Consider the following 23,611-nt stretch of genomic DNA (forward strand, 5'->3'; position numbering starts at 1 on the left):
TGAGATCGATGATGGGAGGGGGCGCTCACAGGCCGAGTCCCCGATTGCGGCCAAAGCCCCAGTCGACGCCGCCATCATCGCGGGCGACACCGGAGACGTGGCGGCCGAGCTGTTTCTCGAGCGACGGGGTCCAGGGAACGAGCTGAAAGCCGAGGCCGTCGTCGATCATGGCGAACCGGCCGGAGGCGAGCGCGAAGCGCTGACGGTATGATCCGGCGACGTATTCGCCGGAGGCGGCCTGGTTGAAGGTCTGGCCCGTCTCGGCCGCAAGCCGCTCGCCGAAGGCTTCGACTTCCCGACGGCGGAGCATGCCGATCAGGCCCTGGGAGAAGGTGATGCCCCGCGCCGGTCGCTCGGCCAGCCCCTGCTCGATGAGCTGGTCGGCCCGCCGCTCCAGCGCATCGCGGACCTCGGCGCCGAAGCCCGTCTGGCTAAGGTCGACCGGATCACGCGAGACCGCTTGGCGGTCGAGCCAAGTCGCGCCGCTGGCCGTCACCTGATCCTCGATGGCGAGGTCCGACCGCACGGCGAGCGCGACGCGGCGACGCCCTTGCGCGTCGTCGAACTTCCTCAGCTCGACGATCGAGCCGGGCGCGCTGTCGCCGGTGGCGTCGAGGTCGGGGAATTTGATGTGGTGGGTGCGGCCGTCGACGCCATCGATGACGGCATAGGCGGTGCCTTTCAACTCGTCGTCGAGGCCTCGATCGACCAGCCGGCCGATGACGGGCACGTCGAGGCTCTCGCCGGCGAGCACATAGCTCCCGGCCGCGCGCTCGATACCGTGCTCTCGCAAGCCCCGATGAATCCGCTTGATGATGTCGCCGCGCTCGCCGAGTTCACGGAGCGTGGTCTCGGCCGCCTCGTCCATCGTCCACTGGCCGGCTCCGATCTGATGGGCGAGAGCGAGGCTCTCCAGATGCCGCAGTCGGCCGACCTTCAGTGAATGGAAAGGGTCCGGCTCCTGGCCCGGAGAGGGCGCAACGTCGATGACGCCATGTCGGCCGCCGTCACGGATGAGCTGCCGGTCGAGTTGGGTCCAGCGCTCGGCCTCGACCTGACGCTCGAGCGCCTGGTGGATATCGAGGTCGCTACGCAGCCCCAGCTCCCGCGTGACCAGGTCCTGGGCGCGGGCGCGCATCCCTTCCTTGATGTAGTCGCGGGAGATGACGAGGTCCTGGCCGTCCTCGGCGACGCCGCGCACGATGATGTGGACGTGCGGGTGCTGCGTGTTCCAGTGATCGACGGCGACCCAATCGAGCTTGGTGCCGAGGTCCTTCTCCATTTGGCCGACCAACTCGCGGGCATAGCCCTTGAGGTCGGTCATCTCCGGCGCGTCCTCGGGCGAGACGATGAAGCGGAAGTGATGGCGATCCTTCTCGCACCGCTCGGTGAAGGCCTGGGGGTCGGCGTCCTCGGTTTCGGGGCCGAACAGCCGCGCCTTCTCCCCGTCCCGGGTGACGCCCTCGCGCCGGAGGTAGCCGAGATGAGCGCCGAGCGGCGCGGAGCGCGCGGTGTGGCGGACGACGCGTGCCTTGACCGTCACCAGGCGCGAGCGGCCGGTGAGCAGATGGTTCGCCCGGACGGCGGCGACACGGCCGCGGCCGAAGGTCGAGCGGCTGGCGCTCCTGAGCAGGCCCTGCCGCGATACGCCGCCGCCGGCGCACTGGGCGGCGGCGAGCGCCTGGGCGATGAAAGGCTTTGCCCGCTGACTGCGCGAAGAGCGGATGCGGCCTGGCCGGGGTTGGAAGTCGTTCTCCTCAGCCATCGCCGGCCCCGGCAATGTGCGAAAAACAGAGGATGGGCAATGCGTTGACGGCGCCGCGCACCTTGCGCGCCGGGGCCGCACGTTGCGCGATCGACGAAAAACACAAGCAAAAACAACCGACCGACAGAGCCGCACCTTGCGGCCTTTTATCTGGCCCTCTGTCGGTCGGTTCCTGCACGCCTCCCCTGTCCGCCCTTCCTTCTTCTCGGAAGGACGCTGCGCCGCGCCAGCCTGCGAAATCGCATCCGAGAACCTCGAAGAAGCTTATCGAGACCCCGAACACCGTCGCGCTGCCAAGGAAGCCGCAAGCAGGCCGAAGCAAGAGCGCGGCGTGATTGCAGGGGAGCAGCACCGTCATGGCTTTGGTCCCGCTGCTGCAACTGAGACGAACAGACCCGTGGATTGCGGTGCGATGGCGGAGATATCGCGCACCGCGAGGACGGCCGGGGTGTCGTTCGGCGGCTGCTTGGTCGACGTGCGATCAGCGGGTTCAGCGCTTGCCGACCGTGTGATGAAGAGCGGTGCTTGCGTCCAGGACGACGGATCGGAGGCCGCCACGAGGACAGGCCCCTCGATCGCGCCGTCCCCAACAAAAGGGACGAGCGCGGCGACGTAGGCAACGGTTTCGGGCGGTAGGGGCCGATGACGATCACGATAGTCTTCGTATCGACCAGGCCCCGCATTGTATGCCGCGAGGAAGCCCGGCGATCCGTAGCGGTCGTGCATTTCGCGCAGGTAGGCCGCGCCCGCCAGGATGTTGTCGTGTGCATCGAACGGATCGCGACCAAGGCCGTACCGAGCGTGCAGCGCCGCCCAGGTGTCGGGCATGAGCTGCATCAACCCGATCGCCCCCTTGGGCGAGATTGCGCGCCGATCGCCGCGGCTCTCGACTCGCATGATCGCCCGTATCCATGCCGCCGGAATGCCGAAGCGCTGGGCCGCCTCCGCGATGAGCCCCGCATAGGGATCGCTCGGCGCGTGCAGCTCGATACGCGCGGTCTGGGCGTGAGCGACGACGGCGGGCGTGCCGACCGCCGTCGCCCCGACGAGTATGATGAGAGCGGCCCGCATGCGCTCAATCCCGCTGGCCGCGCTTGGGCGGGCGGTTCCAGTTCAGCACCCACGCGGATTTGTCATCGCCGGACTGAAAGAGGTTGGCGCGGATCGGCTGTTGCAGCGCCGGGTCATCGATGACGAGCGACACATATTCGCCTGCTTTCTCGCCGGTGCGTTTCCAGCCCGCGCCGATTTCCGGGCCGTCGGCATCGCCCAGATGGACCCGAAAGTCGGGCGCATTCTCGGCATCGGAAGATTCGGCCGGAACGAGGGAGAGGTCGCGGGTGAAGAAGAGCGTCTGAATGCGTCCGGTGAAGCCGGATTTGTCGCGGGTGAAGTGACCGATCTGCGCCATGGGGACCTCCTGGGTTGGCGGGTTGAGAAGCGGATCAATCTGTGGCGGCGCGCCAGACGAAGCGGCCGTCGCCGGCCTCGTCGGTCCACAACGGGACCGCGCGCGCGACGATCGAAGCGACGGGGAGCGGGCCGAAATAGCGACCATCCAGGCTGTCCGGGACGGTCGGGTTCATGAGGAAGACCTCGTCCGGCCGAAGCACGCGACAGCCGCTCCAGCGCGGCAGTGGGCGGTGGAGGTGATCGCGGTCATGAGCGACGCCGACCTCGACCTGATCGACGGTGACGAGGTCGCCGGCCCGACACACGGTCTGTCCGGGTAGCGCCATGACGTGCTTGAGCAGCGGCACGCCCTTGGGCAGGAAGCCGCCGTCCGCGAGGTAGCTCGCAATCGGCTCGGGAGGCCGCACGACGACGAGTTCGAGCGTGCGGAGCGTACCAACGGGATGCAGTGCATAGAGCCCGGTCGGGGTGCTCGCCGTGGCGTTCCAGATCAGCCGTGGCGCCGGGTGGAAGAACGCGAGGGCGCCGATGCCGAGCATCGCGAAGTACGTCGACATGACGTAGCCGAAGCGGGTCATGGCGCGACGCTCCGGCGCTTGAGCCAGGCGGCATGTTGCTCGCGCGTGTAGGCGCGCGGCTCATGCCCGGCGGCGAGGCGGTTGTGGAGATGACGCCAATATTCCGGCGCGACATCGGCAGGATCGATATCGAGCGCTTCGACCGCATCGATCGCCCGCAGCACGCGCTCGACCTTCGGCCAGCCATCGACGCGCAGCAGGATTTCGCCGCCGGGGCGGACAAAGGGCAGCGTCTGGTAGGGGACGCCGGGCTCGACCGCGCGCACGATGTCCATGCGCGAGACGATCGTGCCGAAGTCGTTCGACGCCCAACGCACGAAGGCGAAGATACTGCCGGGCCTGAAGCTGGAGACGCTGCGGCGGCGATCGAGGATCTTCTCCTCGGCGCGCCGGCCGAAGCGCAGCCAGTGCTCGATTGTTTTCTCGATCCAGGTCAGCTCGACATGGGTCAGTGGGACGGTGCGCCGATGCGACGGCGGCACGACGCGCGGCGGCGTCTGCTCGTTGTCGTTCATGAGGACTCTCCGGGATCGGCAGGGAATTCGCGTGAGAGGAGGTCGCGGAGCATGTCGGCGACGGTGATGCCGCGCCGGAACGCGGCGACCTTGATGCGGCCGCGTAGCGCCGGGGTGACGTCGATCGTTAGTCTTGCGCTGAAGGCGGAGGTGTCATCCGACCGTCTGCCGTTCGCTTCGGGGGCCTTGATCCAGCTCTCGGCGTCGCCGGGTCGGGATGCGAAGCCGCGTTTGGTGGACCGTTCGCTCATGGCGCGATCCTCGCGACCTCGGCGGCCATCGCGGCGATCTCGCGCGCGGCGAGGCCCTGCTCGGCCAGCTCGAAGACCAGGCGTCCCGATTGCGCGGCGTCGGCGAAGACGACGCGCTGGCCAATCGTGCTGGCAAGCATCGGCGGATCGTGATCGGCCAAGGTCTCGGCCGTCTCGCGGGCGATGACGGTGCGGGCGCCGCAACGATTCAACACGAAGCGAGCGGCGAGCTGCGGGCGGTAGATGCGCGCCTCGCGCAGCAGGCCAAGCATCTCGGCGGAGGCCCAGCCATCGAGCGGCGACGGCTGGACAGGGATCAGCACCAGATCGGCAGCGAGCAGCGCCGAACGCATCAGCCCGGCGACGCGCGGCGGACCGTCGATGACGATGTGGTCGACGGTGCGCGCGATCTCGGGCGCCTCGCGATGGAGCGTGTCGCGCGCGAGGCCGACGACGCCGAATAGCCGTGAGACGTTCTCCCTCGCCCGCTGCTGCGACCAATCGAGCGCCGAGCCCTGGGGGTCAGTGTCGATCAGCGTGACGCGCTTGCCATGCAGCGCCCATTCGCCGGCGAGGTGCAGCGCGAGCGTCGTTTTGCCGACGCCGCCTTTCTGGTTGAGCAGCGCAACGATCATGGCTTCCCTCCCGGCTTGCGGCTGAAGGGCAGCGATGGTTGTCGTTTTGAGCGCTCGGAACTCGGTCCGCAGACCCGTTTGCCCACCGATCGCGCGGGCCAACAACAAGAGTTAGATTCTGAGTTAGACTCTAAGTTAAGGTCGGGAATCGTGGTTTCGGGCCAGAGGGTTAGCTGCGGCTTGCACTCCCGAAGTCCCGATAGGCGCACGCCTGAAGTCCCGATAGCAGGAACGCCCGAAGTCCCGTCCGCATTCACAGCAATATCCACAGGTCCTGTGGATAAGCCGGCCGGCAGGATGCGCAGCATCTCGCGCCGGCCATCGCGCTCGATGTTGAGCCGATAGCCGGGAAGCGGCTGGCGGGCGGAGAGCCGGCGCAGATCGAAGGCAAAGTCGGCGAGCTTGGCGAGGCTGCCGGATTTTTCGTGAAGGTGCGCGAACTCGAACAGCCAGCCTCGGGGCTGGCGGCCCGCGTGTTTGCGGGCGACACGATAGAGCCACCGCTCGATGCCGCCGGTGAGCCGGAAATAGGCCGGGTCGATCGTGAGAACGAGCGAGCGGTCGACGACGCCGCGATAGAACCAGTCGGGAAGGACAAACTCCATTCCCTCGACGCGACCGTCGCGCGTCGTGCATTCCTCCCACTCGTTGATCCAGGAGAACTGGCGTCGCCGCCAGTGTTCGCCGTTGCGGATCGTCGTGCGGATGACGGTCGACTGCAGGCGCGCGAGCGCGCCCTTCAGGAGCTTGTAGTCGCGGGAGCCGGTTTGGCGGCCGATCGCGGTCAGGAGCTGGTAGGGCGTGAAGCGCAGAAAGCGCGAGGTCTTGAAACCAAGGTTTTCGGCCTCGACGATCTGACTCGCCGCCCAGATCAGGACATCGGCGTCCCAGATGGTGGCCATGCCGAACTCGGGCGCCGCGTGGACCTCGACGCGGACGTCGCCGGCTTCATAGAGAATGGGGGCCGTGCGCCTGGCTTTGGCCAACGAGAAGAACGGCCGCTCCATCAGGTCGCGCTGGTCGCGCGGACTGGCGTCGCCGGTGGCGACGACGAACGGTTCGAGCTTGCTCCGTTCGCTGGCGGTGATGAGGCGGCGCAACGACATCGGCGAGCGCCTCAGCGATGCGCGTGGCCGGCGGCGCGGGCCTCGACGTAGCGGGGGTCCGAGGTCGAACGGCAGGCGGCTTGGTCGGCCCAGGCTTCGAGATCGCCCACCGCGTACACCACGCGACCGCCGAGCTTGCGAAAGGTCGGGCCGCTGCCGTGACACCGATACTTTTCCAGGGTGCGCGGTGAGATACCGAGGATGCGTGCCGCCTCATGGGTTCGGACGTAGCGGGTGGCGAGCTGCGCGGACCTGTCGAGCATGGGGAGCCTCCGTCTTGCCTCGAAGCGCCGCGGCCAAGTCGCGGCATGTCGGGGTCACGGTGGCGGAGGGTTCGGGCGTTGGGGGTGGACGAAGATTTTCGGAAGGGGGTGTCCCCCTTCGCGCGACCATGAGCGGACGATGGTCCAATGCGTCACTGGGGAAGCAGGGATGAATGGAGGAACGGTGCGCGCTGAAAGCCGACTATGGGACTGATCAGCCGCCGCGCAGAAATTTGAGATAGCCGCGTTCGACGAGCGCGATCGAGTCGTGGATCAGACGATTGGCCGCGCGTCGCGCGTGGGAGTCCTTCCACTCGACCGATGGAAGTTGGGCCTGGTCCGAACGCAGGATGATCTCCGCGACGTCGCGAGGACCGCCGCCCATGTCGTGAACGTCGAAGGCGTGAAGAAGCTGAACGAGACGGCGCTTGCGCTGCGTGGTCAGTCGCAACGCCCGTGGGAGAAGGCCGATGGTTTGGCCGCCCACCTTGCGGATGAAACGCGACGCGACATCGAGCCGGAGATCGACCGATGCGGCGCCGAGCGGCAGGAGAATCATGGGGCGCCGAACCGCCAGATCACTGTTGAGCCGAATGTGAAGCTCGCCGGACCCATCGACGATGACGACCTCACGACCCTCGTCATCGGTCCGGTCAGCGATGATCGAGCCGAGCTGGGATGGGTCGAGGGCCACAGGCGCGAATCCGCTCGGCGCTGCATCGAGCAGCAGCGTGCCGGGCGACAGTTCCGGCAGCCAGGTAGCGGGTTCGTCGCCGACCGGGTTGCTCGGGTCGTGAGCGAAACCGCAACCCCCATCGTCGGGCGAAATCCGCGCGAGCGGACTCCGCATCGACGTGATCGCGCGCGATCTGGCGCTGAATTTGGGCGTAGTCACGCCGGTATTCGGCGTTGCGGCGCAGGAATTCGACGGCGAAGCCGGGGCGTTCGAGGCGATTCAAGTGATCGATCGTCTCCGGCGAGCGCCAATACTGTGTGGGCATGGCGTTTCCTCTCGTCTTGCTCCCCTATTCGGGGAGCTTCAAACCATCCGGAAACGCAGGCTTTGCGCTAGACCCTATGATTGCATCGCGCACGACGACAACCCGTACAACGGATGTGCGGCGGTTTACTGCGCTCGTGGCTGAAGCAGGTGCCGATAGCCGGTTTCGGTCATCCAGCGGGCGCGGGCCAGGTGGCTTTCATGGACGATTTTGGCACGGCAGGGCTCTTGCGCCGGATCGAGGCCGAAGAGCACCAGCACGACCTCTCGCCAGTCGGCTCCTTCTTCCTCGGCCATCAGCAACCGTAGGTATATCGCCAGATGTTCCTCATCATAGGTGTTCACGCGGTCGGTAAGCGGCGGCCGGTCACAGAAGGGCGCCTCGGTCATTGCGATCTTTCCCCCGTCGAGATCAAAGCAATGGAGTAGGGATTCATTTACCGCAAATTTTGACAGACTTCGCGCCTGATTAAGCCGGTGTCGTGATGCTTATGGCGCATCACGTTGCTCAAGTTGACGCTGCAGAGGCAGTCGAGACCAAGGATGGATAGCATAACTCGCGGACGAATCGGAATGATCGTTCCTGGAACGATGGTTCCTGCGTCGGCTCCATCATCGCCATGGATCTCAAGGAGGTCATGGCGATCAATCTGCGTCGGTTGCGTCATGCGAAAGGGATGACGCAAGAGGAGTTGGCCGAGCGGGCCGGGTTGAGCGCCCGGTATATCGGGGCGATCGAACGCGCCGACGTGTCGGCGAGCGTCACCGTCCTGGGTCAGGTGGCCGAAGCGCTTGATGTGGAGGCGATCGAGTTGGTGCGAGCTCCTCATCGCAATGGCGACTCGGCGATTTCAGCCGAGCCTCAAGAATAGCGCGTTCGCCACGGGCGCCGCTGGGTTGGACCTCGGCCGACGGCGGCCCAGGAACTCTCGAAAAAAGTCGATGCCCCGCCCGGACCGGCCGGACGGGGCATTGTAGGGAGGTCAGTCGCTCCGGCGGCCGTTGGGGCGGGACCAGATCAGGCTGAAGCCCTCGCCGTCCTCGTCATCGAACAGGTTGGCGAAGATCGGGGCGGTGAAGCTCGGATCGTCGAGCTTGAGGCCCAGATAGTCGCGGCCTTCGTTGGAGCGCTTGGCCCAGGCGGCGCCGATCTCGACCCGGCCGACATAGACGCGGTGGCTGGGGCTGTTGTCGCCGGAGCGGGTGGCTTCGGGGACGATCCGGACGTTCTTGGCCTGGACCGAGAGGGTGACGATTTCGCCGGTGAATTCGTTCGAGCCGGTCTTCTTGAAGGTGCCGATGGTCGCCATGGTAGTTCTCCTTGATCTCTGTTTCCGAGCCCGCACCATTGCGGCCTCGATGGTGATCGACGGGCCGGAGGCGATCGACGGCGCACCCCGAAGGGGCTCGACAGCAAAGGAGGAACTTTCTTGTTTCGCGAGGAATGACGGCGCAGCCGGCAGGGGAAGAAAGTTGTGACGCCGCTGTTGCGCCATAGGCGGTCGAGGCTTTAGCCGGCCTTCGGCTAGATCAGTCCATCGAAGAGGCCGTTGGGTGCGTTCGGCCTGACAGAGCCGACATCAAGGGGAACATGGCGATTTTCGAGTCGCCGCAAGCTCCGGCCGGTGAAAGCGACGGCGATCCGAGCCCTGTCCTGGCTGCCAACGGATTTCCCGTTTCGAAGCCCAAGCTCCGGCTGCACGCTCCATTTCACACGACTTGTAGGCTGGGTCTCGCCGCCGTCACCATCTGGTCCAAGCGCTCAGACGACCGCCATGACTCCGGCCACTCTGCGATGGCGGGCTGAACTTCACCGCCGAAGCCGCTCTCTGGTCAGCTTCGATGACGGGGACTGCCGGGGGCCCGGATGCCTGATCTGACCCCGCCCCGCCGACACGACGGTGTCAGCCCCGCGCCAAGCCCTGTCCGGCCGGTCCGGGCGTGGCCATTCCGGTGAAGCGAACGAACGCCGTGACGCTGACGGCGATCGCGCCGATGACGGCGAAGATCGTCTGCCACGTAGGCGAAGGCATCGCCATCTGGGCGATTCCATGCGTGGCGCTGTAACCGGCGACGGCGGCGGGCGCGACGTAAAGGAGGATGATCAGGAGCCGAAGCCACGTCCACGGCACAAAGGCAAGCGCGAGCTGGCCAAGACCAAAGGTTATGCCGCCGGCCACGACACCCACCGCTATGCCGCCGAGCACGCCGGCTCCACTGTGGAAGGCCCAGATGCCGATCGTCAGGCCGGCGAAAAAGGGCAGTGCGAAGATGGCGAGGTTGAACAGCAGCCAGCAGAAGAAGCCGATGCCGACAATGACGAGCAGTGGTCCGAAGATGATCATGGCGGTGCGCTCCGTGAGATAGGGGTCTGACGGTCGCGCCTTCCACCACCACCACGGCGCGACCACGAATATAGCCGCAAACAGGCGCCGGCGGGAGCAGAAATCCCACTGGCGCTCTGAGGTTCAGCTTTCGTGGTGGTTCGCCCCTTCATGGTTGGAAGGGGTCGAATTCGTGGATGACGGCAGCCGGATCGCCGTCATATTCGGCGGCCAGCATGACGCCGTAGTTGCCAGTGTCAGCATGAAAGACGACGACGCAGGCCATGAGGGTGGTGGCGAGGTTCCAGCCGCTGGCGAATGCGAGGGCTTGAGACATTGATCCGGCTCCTGTGCTGAGGCGGGGGTCATCCCCGCGCGACAGGCGCCCGATGTGTCCGGCCGAGGGCCGCAATCACCGCGAAGGCGAAGACAGAGCGGCGGCACGCTCCAGCGTAAGCCGACCCCTTGCGGGTTGATGGCGTCAGGCCCGCGGACGGACCAAGGATCAGCGCAAGGAAGCGGGGGATGATGCCTCGTCCCGGGAGCCGAAGATGATCTTCAGGCTTCCCTCGTCACTGAACGGCAGCAGCTTGCCAATGGTCGCGGATGGTCATGGAAGCGTTGGCGCCGGCTTGCGGACATTCTGGCAAGTATCGCCGCGTCCAACGGGAAGCGGACTGGCACGGAAACCGAATCTTGCGCCATCAGCCACGCCGGCTGATAGTACCAAGCTATTCTGAGTGCTCTGACAGGTGATGGTTTCTAAATGACGATCCCAGAGAAAATCACCAATCTAACGAGCGACATGGTTCTCGGCTATTTCGAGACCCTCAAATCATGTTTTTACGTGAAGATGGGAGTGCTCTACTGGTTTCAAAGCGGAGACATCGGGAAGCATCGGGATTTGTCGAGCGTGGCGTCGATCCTCGCGCAGGAATTCAATGATGATCTCGCGGCCAAGGTGCTCAACTCGATCACGTCGGAGGTAGTCGAGAACTTTAAGGAGGACGCTGTCACGGCGTTGATGCTTTCGGCGTGGACGGTCTTCGAGCAGGTTATCAAGGATCTTACGGTTCCAGACTACGCGACTCAGCCGAACCTTCTGCAAGCCGACTACCACAACGGGATTCTCGGTCTCACGCAGTTAGAAAGAAAAGAAATCGACCTTTTCTACCATATGCGCAATGCAATCGCGCACTATAACGGCGCGTATCACGCCTATCGGACCGTGGACACCACCTATAAAGGACAGCATTTCAAGTCCGACGGTCACATCGGAGAGAAGATCGTGATTTCTCCGAGGCTCGCGATGAACATCGCAAATGATCTTGAGAAATATGCCATGAAAGCTTGGTCCCACGTTGGGCGTTCTTGACGCGCGGCAACCGGAAAGGTTGCCAGTACGTGGCGGCGCTCACGCGCCGCCGAATTTCCAGACCGGGATGCCGAGCTTCTTGGCCTTGTCGGCGAGGTTGTCCTGGATGCCAGTGCCCGGAAAGTGCATCACGCCGATCGGCAGCACTTCGAGCATTGCATCGTTGCGCTTGAACGGCGCGGCCTTGGCGTGCTTCGTCCAGTCCGGCTTGAAGGCGATCTGTGGGACCTTGCGGTTGTCGGCCCATTTGGCGGCGATCAGCTCGGCGCCCTTGGGCGAGCCGCCGTGCAGCAGCACCATGTCCGGGTGCTTTGCGTGGACCTGATCGAGCTTGGCCCAGACCAGCCGGTAATCGTTGAAGTCGAGCCCGCCGGTCAGAGCCACCTTCGGCCCCGCCGGCAGAAGCACCTGGTTGTCGGCGCGCTTCTTCGCCGCCAGGAAGTCGCGGCTGTCGATCATCGCCGCGGTGAGGTTGCGATGGTTGACCTTCGATCCGTTGCGGGGCCGCCAGGCCGAATGGGTGTGGTGCTCGAATTGGTCGGCGGCCTGATCGCGCATCAGCTCGAAGGCATTGCGGCGTTCGATTAGCGTCTGCCCTTCCGCCGTCAGGCGCTCCAGCTCGACGGACTTGACCTCACTGCCATCCTGTTCCCGCTGGGACCGTTGCTGCGCCAGCTCGTTATCGTCGAGTTCGCGCTCGATCCGGTCGATGGCCCGGTGGAAGACGTTCACCGTCGACCAGAGCAGGTCCTCGAGGTCGGGTTCGAGGCGGGTCTCTGACAGCGCCACCACGAGGGCGTCGAAGATGTCGGAGATGCTGCCCGCGAGAATGTTCGCTTCGGGAAGCGGTCTGGGATCGGGCTCGTCGTGAAAGGGACGGTAGCCATAGAGCTGGAGTTCGTGGAGGACCTGGTCGGTCGGGGATGAGCTGTGGTGCGGCTCGAAATCGTCGTCGTGGTCGGTGGTCATCGCGGCTTTCCTCGTCGGATCGGCCGCGCCCATCGCGGCCTTCATGGCGACGAAGGCGGCGGGCGGAGCGGACCTGCACCCGCAAGCGCGAGCTGCGGGCCGGAGCCTCGGCGGAGGACCGAAGGAGGCCGACTATTTTGTCTCGCGATGTAAAGGCGGCTTTGCCGCCGACGGAAAATAGTCGGCCCACAAGGTTGCCGGTCCGGGCCGTTTGCCGCCCGATCGCCCTCCCGGAAGGCCGTGGGCGTGGTCCTCTCCGACGCTGACGGAAAGCATGACCGCCGACCCTATGGCAACGACGCTGCCGCGCCCCATCCCCGTTCCGGCTATGCCGCCAGATCCATGAAGCGGGCAACATCCTGCGCCGCGATCTGCACGCGGCTTGCCGCCCGAAGCGTGTCGATTCCGAGCAAGCGGAGATCCTCGTTGAAGTCGCCGAGCCGTGGCGAGATGACGATCGCCTCGATGCCGGCCTCCCGCGCGCGTTCGATCAACGTCGCCATCGCGCCGTCGCCGGCCGGATCGTCGTCGCGGGCGATATAGAGCCGGCGCAATGTGTCCGGGAACAGGATGGCGGAGAGATGCGCCGCCGACAGTGCTGCGACCATCGGCATGGCGGGAAGGACGCACCTGAGCGACAGCATCGTCTCGATGCCCTCGCCGGCCGCCATCACTTCGCCCGCCACGCCAAATCGAACGGCGTGACCGAGCAAGTCGCCCATCGCCCGCCTCGGGGTGTCGATCGGCGCCTTGCCGAGCGTCGCCTCGGAGAAGCCGCACGGATCGAGCCAGGTGCGATGCGCCCCGGTGAGATGGCCCGCGAGATCGGTGACGGAGGCGATCATCGCCGGCCAGGTCTCGGTGGGGCTATGGTCGTCAGGCCGATAGTAGCAACGCGGGTGGAAGCGGAGCGCTCCGGTTCCGTGCAAAGCGGTAATGCCGCGATTGCGGAGATACGTCTCTACGAGAGTACGAGACAGCGGCAGCGACATGGCGAACAGTCGCCGCGCCGCTTCCGGTGATCCGGTTGAAGCAGTCGGCGTGCGCGATCGCGGACGATCCGGTTCCGGCTCAGGGCGCGGCAGGCTGAGGAACGAACGCGCCTCATCGGCGACGTCCTTGAAGTCGACCAGGCCGCAGCTCTCCCGGATGACGTCGAGCAGGTCGCCATGCTCGCCGGTCGCGGCGTCGGTCCATCTGCCGGCAGGCCCTTTCACTGACTCCTTGAGCCGGACGAACATCGAGCGGCCCGGCGTATTGCGGACATCACCCACCAGCCAGTAGCGGCCCTCCCGGCGTCCGGCGGAGAGGTAATGTCGGCACACCGCCTCGGCGTCGCGCGCGAGACGGTTGGCCAGTTCGGATGCATCGTGGCGGGCCATCACGCGGCTTCCCGCTCGCCGATGCGCTCGACCGGATAGTGGTCGAGCACCTTCGTCAGCACACCAGCGCCGGTCGCATCCGTCGGCACGAACATGCGCAGCTTCCAGGAGATGATTTCGCTGAAGAGGCCGTAGGCGCGCAGGCGATCGCGCATGGCCTCAGTGAAGCCTGACAGCTCGATGCGGTGAGCGCCCATGACGCGCACCCGATGGAGCTGCAAGCCGTCGGCGAGGTCGAGGATGGTGCGCCCCTCGATCAGCGCCGCGAAGGCCGCATCCGGCGTCAGGGTGGTCGCCCCGGTCAGCGAGGCGTTCGCTGCCCAGGCCGGGGAGACCCTGCGGCCGATGATGCGTTCGCCTGCGTCGGTCTGTAGCCGATAGACGCGCGTCGACTCGTTCGGCAGGCGCTTCCAGATCGGCAACAGCAAGCCGGCGACGACGTGGATCGTGCTGTCGGCAAACTCGGGGACCTCCGACACTTCGCGAGTCCATGCCGCCGCGAACGCCTCGCGGTCGGTCGCCTGCCAATGGCTCTCGTCCATCATCTTCAGCGAGGCGTGATGATGTTCCATCGGCCGGATCAGCCGAACGCGGCGTTCGATCTCGCCATCGTCCAGCATCAGGCTCGGCGCCGGGACTTGCACGGCGGCCCGGCCAGAGCGCTCGTTGATCAGCAGCATGGCGCGGGGATCGGCGAGGTGATCGAGCGCTTCGTCCAGCGTCACCGGATGATTGCGCCTGCGCTCGGTGATGGTGAGCAACCGGGTCTCTGCGCCCGTCGCGGGATGTGTGTAAATCGCGCGGCGATCAGTGACGACGAAGCTCTCGGCCCGCAGCGTCTCCAGGCCGACATCATAGACGCCGCTGGCGATGGCGCCCTCGATCTTGGCGTTCAACAACTGCTCGAATGCCGTGAACAGCACGCCCTGAAGCTCGATGGTGAGCGCCAGGAGGCGGTTGAGGAAGGTCGTGATCGGCGGCAGCTCGTCCTTGATGCCATTCGCGTCCATGAGCTTCAGGCCCGTGGCGGCCTCGAACATCTGGAGCGAGCAGCCTTCGATCTTGCCGCGGACGAGCAGCATGTAGAGCTGGCGCAGCGCGTCACGGGCGTAGTGGGATTCCAGATTATCCTCTGGCCTGAAGAGTCCCTGGCCGCCGGTCTGGCGCTGGCCGCGGGTGATGGCGCCCAGCGTGTCCAAGCGACGGGCGATGGTTGAGAGGAAGCGCTTCTCGGCCTTCACATCGGTGGCGATCGGCCGGAAGAGCGGCGGCTGCGCCTGGTTGGTGCGGTTCGTCCGCCCGAGGCCCTGGATCGCCGCGTCGGCCTTCCAGCCGGGTTCGAGCAGATAATGGACGCGCAGGCGGCGGTTCCGCGCCGATAGCTCGGCGTGGTAGCTCCGGCCCGTCCCGCCCGCCTCCGAGAAGACGAGGATGCGTTTTAGGTCATCCATGAAGGCGGCAGTCTCGGCGAGGTTGGCGGAAGCCGCGCGGTTCTCGACGACGAGGCGATCGCCCTTGCGCACCACGCGGCGCGAGCGTCCGGTGACTTCGGCCACGAAGTCCGTGCCGAAGCGCTGGACGATTTGGTCGAGTGAGCCAGGAACGGGCGGCAGTGAAGCGAGCCGCTCGATCAGCTCCTTGCGCCGGGCGACGGCCTCGCGGCTCTCGACCGGCTGGCCGTCGCGGAAGACAGGCCGGGAGGAGAGATTGCCCTCACTGTCGGTGAACGGCTCGTAGAGCTGCACCGGGAAGGAATGGGCCAGGTAGTCGAGAACATACTCGCGCGGCGTGATGTCGACGCGGACGTCGTTCCATTCCTCGGTCGGGATCTCGGCGAGCCTGCGTTCCATCAGCGCCTCGCCGGTCGAGACGATCTGGATGACGGCGGCGTGGCCGTCCGCCAGGTCCTGATCGATCGAACGGATCAGCGTCGGCGTCTTCATCGAGGTCAGCAGGTGGCCGAAGAAGCGCTGCTTGGCGCTCTCGAAAGCCGAGCGGGCCGCCGACTTCGCCTGCCGGTTCAACGTGCCGGTCTCGCCGGTGATGTTGGCTGCCTGCATCGCGGCGTCGAGATGGTTGTGGATCACGGCGAACGCGCCGGCATAGGCGTCGTAGATGCGGCGCTGCTCGTCGGTGAGCGAGTGCTCGACCAACTCGTATTCGACGCCGTCATAGGAGAGCGAGCGGGCCGTGTAGAGACCGAGCGAACGCAGATCGCGGGCGAGCACTTCCATGGCGGCGACACCGCCATCCTCGATCGCCTCCACGAACTCCGCGCGGGTGGCGAAGGGGAAGTCCTCGCCTCCCCAGAGGCCGAGCCGCTGGGCATAGGCGAGATTGTGGACGGTAGTCGCGCCGGTGGCCGAGACATAGACCACGCGCGCGTCCGGCAGCGCGTGCTGCAGGCGCAAGCCCGCGCGGCCCTGCTGGGAGGGCGCGACATCGCCGCGTTCGCCCTTGCCGCCACCGGCGTTCTGCATGGCATGGCTCTCGTCGAAAATGATCACTCCGTCGAAGTCGGAGCCCAACCATTCAACGATCTGGCGGACGCGCGAAAGCTTCTCGCCGCGGTCGTCGGACCGCAGCGTAGCGTAGGTTAAAAATAGGATGCCTTCGGCAAGGCGGATCGGCTTGCCTTGGGGGAAGCGCGAGAGCGGCGTGATGAGCAGGCGCTCCATGCCGAGCGCCGACCAGTCGCGCTGGGCGTCCTCGAGCAGCTTGTCGGACTTGGATATCCAAACCGCCTTGCGCCGGCCCTTCAGCCAGTTGTCGAGGATGATGCCGGCCGACTGGCGGCCTTTGCCGGCCCCAGTGCCGTCACCCAGCATGAAGCCCCGGCGAAAGCGCACGGCGTTCGGTGCATGGTCGCGGGCGGCGGTGACGAGATCGAAGGTCTCGTCCACCGTCCAGGCGCCGGCGAGATAGTCGCCATGCGCTTCGCCGGCATAGATCACGGTCTCGAGCTGGGCGTCAGACAGGGCGGCTTCGCTGACGAGACTGATCGGGAGGCGCGGCCGGTAGCTGGGCTTCGGCGGCGCGACCGAGGACATGGCGGCAGATTGCACCAGCTTGGTGGGATGGGCCTGGGCTCCGGGAATCCGGATCGATTGGAGCCGGTATTCCTCATAGATCGCATCGCTGAGACGCGCGCCCTCGGGCGGCGTCCAGTCGATGGTCTCGTAGGCGAGATCGACCGCCTCCGGATCGGCGACCGAGGGCTTGACCGGGCCCGCCGCAGCAGCGCGGGCGAGATAGCCGCGCACTGTCCGTGGTGCGGCGGCGGCCGACACGGGGATGGCGAGGCTCGGCGCGAGCGTCAGACGCGCCGGAACGTGCTCCGCGATCCAGCTCAGCAACGTGGCGACGTCGGGCGCCATGCCCTGTGACGCCGGCAAGGCGGACGGGTCGTCAGCGGGCGCCTTGTCGATGACGATCAGCCGCGTGTCGATGTTCGTGCCGTGCCTGGCATAGACCGCCCCATCGATCGCTGCGGTGAAGACAATGCGGCCACGCTCCTGCAAGCGGATGAAGGCGTCGCGCCAGGCCGAGGCCTCGGGCGAAAAATTCGCGCCGGTGATCGCCACCAGCCGCCCGCCATCGGCGAGGCGCGCGAGGGCCGAGGCGATATGGCGAAAGGCGGTATCGGCCACACGGCCCGTCACATTGGCCATCGCCGAAAAGGGCGGGTTCATCAGCACGACGCTCGGAACGATGGCCGGATCGAGGTGATCGTCGATCTGGGCGGCGTCGAAGCGCGTGACGGTGACGGCGGGAAAGAGAGAGGAAAGCAGCGTCGCCCGGACCTCGGCCAGCTCGTTCAGGACGAGTGCGCCGCCGGCGATCTCGGCCAGGATGGCGAGGAGTCCGGTGCCGGCCGACGGCTCAAGCACGCGATCCGCCGGCCCGATGGCGGCCGCGGTTATGGCCGCCAAGCCGAGAGGGGTCGGCGTCGAGAACTGCTGGAAGGTCTCGCTCTCGGTCGAGCGGCGCGTGTGGGTCGGGAGAAGGCCGGCGATCTTGGCCAGGGCGGAAAGACGCAAAACCGGAGAGCCGGCTTTGCGGAACAGCGCCTTTCCGTATTTGCGCAGGAAGAGGACTGTCGCCACCTCGCAAGATTCGTAGGCGGTCTTCCAGTCCCAGGCGCCGGAGGCATCGGAAGCGCCGAATGCCGCTTCCATGGCGGCGCGCAGGATCGCCGCGTCGATCCGCTGGCCACGTTCGAGATGCGGGAGGAGCTGCAGGGCTGCGGCGATGATCGCGCCAGCGGTGTTGGGTTGAGAAACAGGCGACAGTGGCGCGGCCTGGCTGGCCGCAATCGAAGAAAGGTCGTTCATGAAGGGAGCCTCGGGAGAGCGGGAACGGGCGAGCCGGCCGGCGCTCTCTCTCGGACCGCACCGGCTCAAACCCGTCCCGGCCGTCCTCTCCCTCTCATCGTCACGGCCGTGGCCGGCATGAGAAAAGGCGCCCCGCCGGAGGGCGGGGCGCCGCGGAGTGTGCGGCGATAGTCAGTAGCCGAATTGCCAGGAGGGCCAGGCTTGGCCGTCGTCCGCCGCGGCGAAGGCGTCTGCCAGGTAGGTGGCGTCGCCCTCTACGACGGTGGGATCGGCGATAGGCGTTTCGTCGATCACTGTGACGCGGGATACCAGTCCGTCCTCGACCTCGACATGCACAGGGACGAGGTACTGGAAGACGACGCGGCGCGGTTTGGCCTTCGCTTGCTTTGTCATGACGCGCCTCCCGAGCCTTCAGGATCGGGCGCACCCGCAAGGATGGCTTCGGCCTTGGCGATCGCCCCCTCGATGCGCCGGCGCCAGAACAGATCATCATGCGGTCCGGTGTCCGGTATGTGCGCAAAGACTTTGAGCAGGCCGAGCAGCACCTCAAAATGATCAGCCTTGCGCTGGACCTGTTCGCCGAATTGCGACGGGATCGGAAGGGCTGTGCCGCTATAGGCGGTGTTGCGCCCATCCCAGACGCCGGTGACGTAGATGTCGCCGGAGGTTTCGACGTCGGATTTCTCGTCGTCCCAGCCCTCGTCGGCGATGGCGAGCGCACAGGCGGCTTCGAAAGTTTCAGCCTCATAGCTGCGCTGCCGATAGACCCGCAGGCGGTAGGTGGTCTCGATGGTGAAGACGGGCATGCGGCCCTCCTGAAACAAATGCGCCCGGCGTGGTGACCGGGCTGTCGGATTGGTTGAGGGGAAAGGATGCGCGGGACGGCCAAAACCGCCCCGCGCGATCGGGTTACTCAGCCGCGATCGTCTGCGGCTCGTCTTCTGCTTGCTCGGAAGGCTCGTTCTCGTCTCCGGCCAGGAATTCCGGCAGCGCCTCGCCCTCGCCTTCGTCTCCGACCTGATCGGCCGACGGCGCGCCGTCATCGACGGTGCGCAGCGGCTCAGGCAGCCAGAAGCTGTCGGCGAGAAGCCGCTCGGCTTCCTTGGCCATGTCGCCCTTCTTCAGATGGTCGATGAGTTGGGCGGCGCGCTCGCCTGCGCCTTCGCGAACCGCTTCAAGGATGCGGCGCTTCGGCACGCGGCCGAGATAGTTCTCGACGGTCGGACGCCATCCGGCCTCCACCATGTCGAGACCGACGGCCCGGGCGATGCGGTTGGCCTCGCCGATGCGCTGCTCGACACCGTGGGACGAAATACCGGCGCCATAGCGGTCGGCCTTCTCGTAGAGCGCGTTGACCCCGAACGAGGCGCAATGCGCGAAGAGGGCGGCCTGGTCGTCGCCGGTCAGGGTGGTGAGCCAGTCCCAGAGATCGGCTCGATCCTTCGGCAGCCGCTCCTCCCAGCTTTTGTGGCGTTCGGAGATCGCCTTGGCCGTCGGCGTATCCTTCAGACCCTGCGACTGGATCGGGAAGGTGACGCTGCGAACGGCGACCTCCATGGCGCTGCCGGATGCGAAGTAGCGCGAGAAGACATCCAGGCAGAACTTGTGCAGAACCGCCTGGAACGCGACCGACGGCGTGGTCGCGAGCTTGTCGCGCAGCGCCAGCGTCCGTTCCGCGGTCAGCTCGGTCACAAGCCGGTCCGGCAGCGGCTTCACCACGTCGTCGTCCTCGTCCTCCGGTTCGGAAGCCTGGCCGCCGATAGTGATGACCGCGCGCTGAATCACCGGCGCGCCGGGTTCCACGCCGTCCGGGCTTGCCGCGGCTGTTTCATCATCGCCTTCCTGTCCGGGCTCGACGATGAGCGCCTCATCCTCGGGCCGGACGTAGCCACGATCGACCGACAGAGCGCCTTCGGAATCGATGCTGACGAAGATGCCGGCACGGGCGACGTCGGCGGGGTCGAAAGTGACGGGACGATCGTCGAAGGCGGCGAGCGCCGTTTCGATTTCGCCGAGCCGCTCGTCCACCTCGTTGGGCAGCTCGTCTGCTCCGTCATACTCGGCTTCGAGCTTGGCGTATTCGGCGTTGAGCGCTTCGATCGTCGTCTCCTCCTCGGGCGAAAGGTCGGCGGCAGCTCCCTGCAACACGCGGAGCCCGCGCGTGTGGCCATAGGGGAAGTCGACCGCGACCTCGATCCACTTCCAGCCCTCGGCCGCGATCTTCTCGGCCTCGATCTTCAGCTTCTCGGCGAAGAGGCCGTCGAGCAGCGCCACGTCTTCGAGCCAGCCGCCGTCGTCGGACTGGAACAAGTCGCGCAGCACCACGCCACCGGCCGCCTCATAGGCATCGAGACCGACGAACACCGCCCGGCGGTCCGAGGCACGCACTGTCTTCTCCGTCAGCATGCGGCGGATCTGATAGGGCTCTTTCTGCCAGGAGCCGGAGACCGCCTGCCAGACCTGTTCCTGGCGGGCGTGGTCGGAGGTGACGGTGAACGCCATCAACTGCTCCAGCGACATGCCGTCCTCGGCGTAGAGGTCGAGGAGGGTCGGCGAGACGGACGCCAGGCGCAGGCGCTGCTTCACGACGTTCACTCCCACAAAGAATGCCGCGGCGATGTCCTCCTCGGAGCGGCCTTTCTCGCGCAGGGCCTGGAAGGCGCGGAACTGGTCGAGGGGGTGCAGCGGCGCACGCTGAATGTTCTCGGCAAGCGAGTCGTCCTCGCCGAGGATGTCGGTGCCCGGGTCGCGAACCACGCATGGAACGGGCGCGGTCTTCGCCAGCCGCTTCTGCTTCACCAGAAGCTCGAGCGCCCGGTAGCGGCGGCCGCCGGCCGGAATCTCGAACATGCCGGTCTCGGCACCCTCGGCGTCGAGAACCGGCCGGACGTTGAGGCTCTGAAGCAGCGTGCGCCGGGCGATGTCCTCGGCCAGCTCCTCGATCGAGACGCCGGCCTTCACGCGCCGGACGTTGGACTGGCTCAGCACCAGCTTGTTGAAGGGAATGTCGCGCGAGGACGACAGGGTGATCTTGTGAACGGCAGTCGCCATGGGATGATACTCCGCAGCGGGCGGCCGAGAGACTCTCTCTCGACCTCCAACCCGCCACGAAGACCGGCGCAGCCCTCTTCCTCTGTTCCGGCCGTAAAGCCGGAAAGCAGGAGAAGCGGGACTGCGCCTGCGCGGGTTCACCGAAGCGGCGCGGTTTCACGCCGCCGCCGTCATGTCTTCGACGTCGTCATGGGAGGTTGGAGCCACGAGCTCGTCGCTCGCAGGTAGGAAGCCGAGCAGGAAGTCCGCTGACTTGCTCGCCTGTGACGCGGCGTGGACAATGGCGCGGTTGTCTTCACGCAGAACCTCGGCCCAGGAGCCGATGTAGTCGGCGTGCCGCACGGTCGGGACGATGCCGAGCGCGGCGCAGCAGAACGCCGCCGAGATTTCCGCGACCAACTCCTCGAAGGCGTACTTCTTCGAACCGAAGGAGCCTGAGAGGTCGCGGTTCAGGCGATGCGGCGCCCCGCTGGCGTGCCCACATTCGTGAAGGGCGGTTCGATGCCAATTGATCGGCTCGAAGAACGCTTGGGGCGGCGGCACCTGCACGAAGTCCTGCGCGGGCACGTAGAAGGCGCGATCACCTCCGATGCGAAAGTCGATGCCGCTCGCCTTGATAAGCGCCGCCACCTTGGGCTCGATCAGGCCCGGCTCGGACGGTGGAGCGGCGACCGCGACCTCGTCGGGAAGCCCTTCGCACTGCGAAGCGTTGAAGACCGTGAAGCGCTTCAGGAACGGAATGGCCTGTGCATCCTCGCCGGTCTCGCCGGCGCGTCGCTTCTCGTCGTCGGGGATGAAGCGGTCGGCATAGACGACAGTGGTGCCGTGTTCGCCACGCCGTACATGGCCACCGAGCGCCAGCGCTTGGCGGAAGGTCAGCCAGCTCTGGCAGAGATAACCATGCTGGACGACAGCGCCCCAGAGAATGAGCGCGTTGATGCCGGAATAGCCGCGCCCCGTGGCGGCATTCTTCGGCATGGCGAGCGGCGCCTTCGCCGCGGCCGTACCCCAGGGCTGGACCCAGGGCAGCCGCCCAGCCTCCAACTCGCTGATGATCTTGGTGGTGATTTCGTCGTACAGGCTGGCGCGGCCGGGGCCGGCTTCGTGGTGGTGCTTGGACATCGCGGGTCTCCGCGACGGGCGCCGGAGGCCTCTCCTCCAGCCCTCAACCCGTCACGGCAAACCCGGTCCGCACTCTCACTCTAAACGGGGGCGTTGCGGGGTTCTCCCCGCAGAAGGGGGTGCGCCGGCGACCATGGCGCCGGCCAGGGGGAAGGCTTTCCCCTTCCGGCTCCTAGATGGCGATCCTAGAACTTCCAATCAGCGGATCATTGACTTCCAATTAGCCGACATCTACGGTTCCAATCGTCCGGGACGCGGGGATGGCATGTTCGAGCGGTTTGTGGAGCGGCGGGCGAAGGAAGCCCTTTCGGATACGCCAGTGGTCCTGGTGGTCGGGCCGCGACGGGCCGGCAAGACCACGCTCGTTCGTAAAATGGGAGAAGCTGGACGAAGCTATATCACGCTTGACGACCAGACCGTCCTAGAGGCTGCCCAGTCCGATCCCGTCGGCTTCATCCGGGGCCTGGATATGGCCATCATCGACGAAATCCAGCGCGCGCCCGACCTGCTGCTCGCGATCAAGAAGACGGTCGATGAGGACTATCGGCCGGGCCGTTTTCTGCTCACGGGCTCGGCGAATGTGCTGACCTTGCCGCGGATCGCCGACAGCCTCGCTGGCCGGATGGAGACCATCCAGATGTTGCCGCTGGCGAAGGCCGAGATCGAGGGCCAAACGCCGACTTTTCTAGAGCGCCTCTTCGACGGGAAGTTGCAAAGCCAACGGAACGCGATCGTCGGCGATGATCTCGTCCAGCTCGTGCTGCTCGGGGGCTTCCCCGAAGCGGTCAGTCGTGACAATGAGCGGCGCCGGCAGGACTGGGCACGCTCCTATCTCACGTCGATTCTGACCCGTGATCTGCGGGACATCGCCGACGTCGAGAAACTGACCGAGCTTCCGAAATTCGTGCGGTTACTGGCGGAGCATTCCGGTCAGTTAGTCAACTATTCGCAATTCGGCGGCGCCATCAACGTCAGTCACAAGACGGGGCAGCGCTATGTGGGCCTGCTCGAGCAGGTGTTCCTGATCGCGACGGTACAGCCCTGGTTCACCAATGCGCTGAAGCGGATCGTCAAGACACCCAAGCTGCATTTCCTCGATTCCGGCGTGCTGGCGGCCGCGCGCGGACTCACCTCCGACAGGGTCCGCGCGGATCGCGGGACATTCGGCGCGCTGCTGGAGAGCTTCGTGTTCTCCGAGATGCTGAAGCTGCTGACGGCCTCAGACCTGCGGCTGACGCCTCATCATTTTCGGGATCGGGACATGCGCGAGGTAGACGTCTTGCTGGAGCGCGATGACGGGATGATCGCCGGCATCGAGGTGAAGGCGAGCGCCACCGTCAAGGCCGCCGACTTCGCCGGCCTGCGCGCCCTGGGGGAGGCCTGTGGAGACCGCTTCGCCTTCGGTGTCGTGCTCTATGACAGTACAGATGTCGTGCCGTTCGGCGACCGCCTAGCTGCGGCGCCGCTATCGTGTTTGTGGGGGTAAGCGCCATGAAGCCGGACGAAGGAGCGTTAAGAGCCCGGTTTG

General features: G+C 66.2%; 26 protein-coding genes. 3 read left to right on the forward strand and 23 right to left on the reverse strand.

The genetic code is table 11. The features are described from left to right. Positions 1-25 precede the first annotated feature (25 nt). From M0638_RS14515 to M0638_RS14575, 13 genes are all read right to left on the reverse strand, one after another. The gene (locus M0638_RS14515; RefSeq protein ID WP_248667715.1) at positions 26-1,765 is read right to left on the reverse strand and encodes a relaxase/mobilization nuclease domain-containing protein; all 1,740 of its coding nucleotides are present in this window, start codon (positions 1,763-1,765) and stop codon (positions 26-28) included. Beyond that, positions 1,758-2,123 (reverse strand): hypothetical protein, encoded by a 366-nt coding sequence (locus M0638_RS14520; protein WP_248667716.1) that lies wholly within the window; start codon positions 2,121-2,123, stop codon positions 1,758-1,760. Before M0638_RS14520 ends, M0638_RS14515 begins: the two co-directional genes overlap by 8 nt. After that, positions 2,120-2,836 (reverse strand): lytic transglycosylase domain-containing protein, encoded by a 717-nt coding sequence (locus tag M0638_RS14525; RefSeq protein ID WP_248667717.1) that lies wholly within the window; start codon positions 2,834-2,836, stop codon positions 2,120-2,122. Before M0638_RS14525 ends, M0638_RS14520 begins: the two co-directional genes overlap by 4 nt. A gap of 4 nt (positions 2,837-2,840) precedes the next feature. Beyond that, positions 2,841-3,176 carry a DUF736 domain-containing protein gene (locus M0638_RS14530; protein ID WP_248667718.1) on the reverse strand — a complete coding sequence of 112 codons (336 nt, stop codon included), beginning with the start codon at positions 3,174-3,176 and terminating at the stop codon, positions 2,841-2,843. Positions 3,177-3,210: 34 nt separating this feature from the next. Then, the gene (locus M0638_RS14535) at positions 3,211-3,756 is read right to left on the reverse strand and encodes a S26 family signal peptidase (protein ID WP_248667719.1); all 546 of its coding nucleotides are present in this window, start codon (positions 3,754-3,756) and stop codon (positions 3,211-3,213) included. After that, complete coding sequence (locus M0638_RS14540) at positions 3,753-4,271, reverse strand: DUF2840 domain-containing protein (protein WP_248667720.1); 519 nt, start codon at positions 4,269-4,271, stop codon at positions 3,753-3,755. The genes M0638_RS14535 and M0638_RS14540 overlap by 4 nt, the downstream gene beginning before the upstream one ends. Continuing rightward, positions 4,268-4,522 carry a hypothetical protein gene (locus tag M0638_RS14545; protein ID WP_248667721.1) on the reverse strand — a complete coding sequence of 85 codons (255 nt, stop codon included), beginning with the start codon at positions 4,520-4,522 and terminating at the stop codon, positions 4,268-4,270. Before M0638_RS14545 ends, M0638_RS14540 begins: the two co-directional genes overlap by 4 nt. Continuing rightward, positions 4,519-5,157 carry a ParA family partition ATPase gene (parA, locus tag M0638_RS14550; protein ID WP_248667722.1) on the reverse strand — a complete coding sequence of 213 codons (639 nt, stop codon included), beginning with the start codon at positions 5,155-5,157 and terminating at the stop codon, positions 4,519-4,521. The genes M0638_RS14545 and parA overlap by 4 nt, the downstream gene beginning before the upstream one ends. Next, positions 5,154-6,263 (reverse strand): replication initiator protein A, encoded by a 1,110-nt coding sequence (locus M0638_RS14555; RefSeq protein WP_248667723.1) that lies wholly within the window; start codon positions 6,261-6,263, stop codon positions 5,154-5,156. The genes parA and M0638_RS14555 overlap by 4 nt, the downstream gene beginning before the upstream one ends. 11 nt (positions 6,264-6,274) lie before the next feature. Further along, complete coding sequence (locus M0638_RS14560; protein ID WP_188582766.1) at positions 6,275-6,526, reverse strand: helix-turn-helix transcriptional regulator; 252 nt, start codon at positions 6,524-6,526, stop codon at positions 6,275-6,277. Between the two features lie 214 nt (positions 6,527-6,740). Then, on the reverse strand, positions 6,741-7,280 hold the full coding sequence (locus M0638_RS14565) for a DUF2285 domain-containing protein (protein ID WP_248667763.1): 540 nt from the start codon (positions 7,278-7,280) through the stop codon (positions 6,741-6,743). Further along, the gene (locus tag M0638_RS14570) at positions 7,180-7,527 is read right to left on the reverse strand and encodes a transcriptional regulator domain-containing protein (RefSeq protein WP_248667724.1); all 348 of its coding nucleotides are present in this window, start codon (positions 7,525-7,527) and stop codon (positions 7,180-7,182) included. The genes M0638_RS14565 and M0638_RS14570 overlap by 101 nt, the downstream gene beginning before the upstream one ends. Positions 7,528-7,652: 125 nt before the next feature. After that, the gene (locus M0638_RS14575) at positions 7,653-7,916 is read right to left on the reverse strand and encodes a DNA -binding domain-containing protein (RefSeq protein ID WP_235704415.1); all 264 of its coding nucleotides are present in this window, start codon (positions 7,914-7,916) and stop codon (positions 7,653-7,655) included. Positions 7,917-8,146: 230 nt separating this feature from the next. Between M0638_RS14575 and M0638_RS14580 the strand changes: the two genes are divergently transcribed. Then, entirely contained in the window at positions 8,147-8,398 is a 252-nt protein-coding gene (locus M0638_RS14580; protein ID WP_248667725.1) for a helix-turn-helix domain-containing protein, read from the forward strand. Positions 8,399-8,509: 111 nt separating this feature from the next. On the opposite strand, the gene M0638_RS14585 is transcribed toward M0638_RS14580, so the two are convergent. The 3 genes from M0638_RS14585 to M0638_RS14595 all read right to left on the reverse strand — a co-directional run bounded on the left by M0638_RS14585 (position 8,510) and on the right by M0638_RS14595 (position 10,187). Continuing rightward, on the reverse strand, positions 8,510-8,836 hold the full coding sequence (locus M0638_RS14585) for a DUF736 domain-containing protein (protein ID WP_248667726.1): 327 nt from the start codon (positions 8,834-8,836) through the stop codon (positions 8,510-8,512). A gap of 594 nt (positions 8,837-9,430) precedes the next feature. Next, positions 9,431-9,871: a hypothetical protein gene (locus M0638_RS14590; protein ID WP_248667727.1), complete on the reverse strand. Its 441-nt coding sequence runs from the start codon at positions 9,869-9,871 to the stop codon at positions 9,431-9,433. 148 nt (positions 9,872-10,019) lie between these two features. Beyond that, the gene (locus M0638_RS14595; RefSeq protein WP_248667728.1) at positions 10,020-10,187 is read right to left on the reverse strand and encodes a hypothetical protein; all 168 of its coding nucleotides are present in this window, start codon (positions 10,185-10,187) and stop codon (positions 10,020-10,022) included. Between the two features lie 429 nt (positions 10,188-10,616). Between M0638_RS14595 and M0638_RS14600 the strand changes: the two genes are divergently transcribed. Next, positions 10,617-11,225 (forward strand): hypothetical protein, encoded by a 609-nt coding sequence (locus tag M0638_RS14600; RefSeq protein ID WP_248667729.1) that lies wholly within the window; start codon positions 10,617-10,619, stop codon positions 11,223-11,225. Between the two features lie 39 nt (positions 11,226-11,264). Here the strand turns inward: M0638_RS14600 and M0638_RS14605 are convergent, their stop codons facing one another. The 7 genes from M0638_RS14605 to M0638_RS14635 form a co-directional block, all read right to left on the reverse strand. After that, the gene (locus M0638_RS14605; protein ID WP_248667730.1) at positions 11,265-12,194 is read right to left on the reverse strand and encodes a DUF2493 domain-containing protein; all 930 of its coding nucleotides are present in this window, start codon (positions 12,192-12,194) and stop codon (positions 11,265-11,267) included. 326 nt (positions 12,195-12,520) lie between these two features. Beyond that, positions 12,521-13,576 (reverse strand): DUF7146 domain-containing protein, encoded by a 1,056-nt coding sequence (locus M0638_RS14610; protein WP_248667731.1) that lies wholly within the window; start codon positions 13,574-13,576, stop codon positions 12,521-12,523. Beyond that, positions 13,576-17,910 (reverse strand): strawberry notch family protein, encoded by a 4,335-nt coding sequence (locus M0638_RS14615; protein WP_248667732.1) that lies wholly within the window; start codon positions 17,908-17,910, stop codon positions 13,576-13,578. Before M0638_RS14615 ends, M0638_RS14610 begins: the two co-directional genes overlap by 1 nt. Positions 17,911-18,081: 171 nt before the next feature. Next, positions 18,082-18,303, reverse strand: a complete 222-nt coding sequence (locus tag M0638_RS14620) for a hypothetical protein (protein ID WP_248667733.1) — start codon at positions 18,301-18,303, stop codon at positions 18,082-18,084. Beyond that, positions 18,300-18,716: a hypothetical protein gene (locus M0638_RS14625; RefSeq protein WP_248667734.1), complete on the reverse strand. Its 417-nt coding sequence runs from the start codon at positions 18,714-18,716 to the stop codon at positions 18,300-18,302. The genes M0638_RS14620 and M0638_RS14625 overlap by 4 nt, the downstream gene beginning before the upstream one ends. 103 nt (positions 18,717-18,819) lie before the next feature. Then, positions 18,820-20,961 (reverse strand): ParB/RepB/Spo0J family partition protein, encoded by a 2,142-nt coding sequence (locus M0638_RS14630; protein ID WP_248667735.1) that lies wholly within the window; start codon positions 20,959-20,961, stop codon positions 18,820-18,822. A 156-nt stretch (positions 20,962-21,117) separates the two neighbouring features. After that, complete coding sequence (locus tag M0638_RS14635; protein WP_248667736.1) at positions 21,118-22,083, reverse strand: ArdC family protein; 966 nt, start codon at positions 22,081-22,083, stop codon at positions 21,118-21,120. A gap of 265 nt (positions 22,084-22,348) precedes the next feature. Between M0638_RS14635 and M0638_RS14640 the strand changes: the two genes are divergently transcribed. Next, a complete protein-coding gene (locus tag M0638_RS14640; RefSeq protein ID WP_248667737.1) occupies positions 22,349-23,569 on the forward strand; it encodes an ATP-binding protein in 1,221 nt (406 codons plus the stop codon). Positions 23,570-23,611 lie beyond the last annotated feature (42 nt).

It is taken from the genome of Roseomonas acroporae (assembly GCF_023223525.1).
GTDB lineage: Bacteria > Pseudomonadota > Alphaproteobacteria > Acetobacterales > Acetobacteraceae > Roseomonas_E > Roseomonas_E acroporae.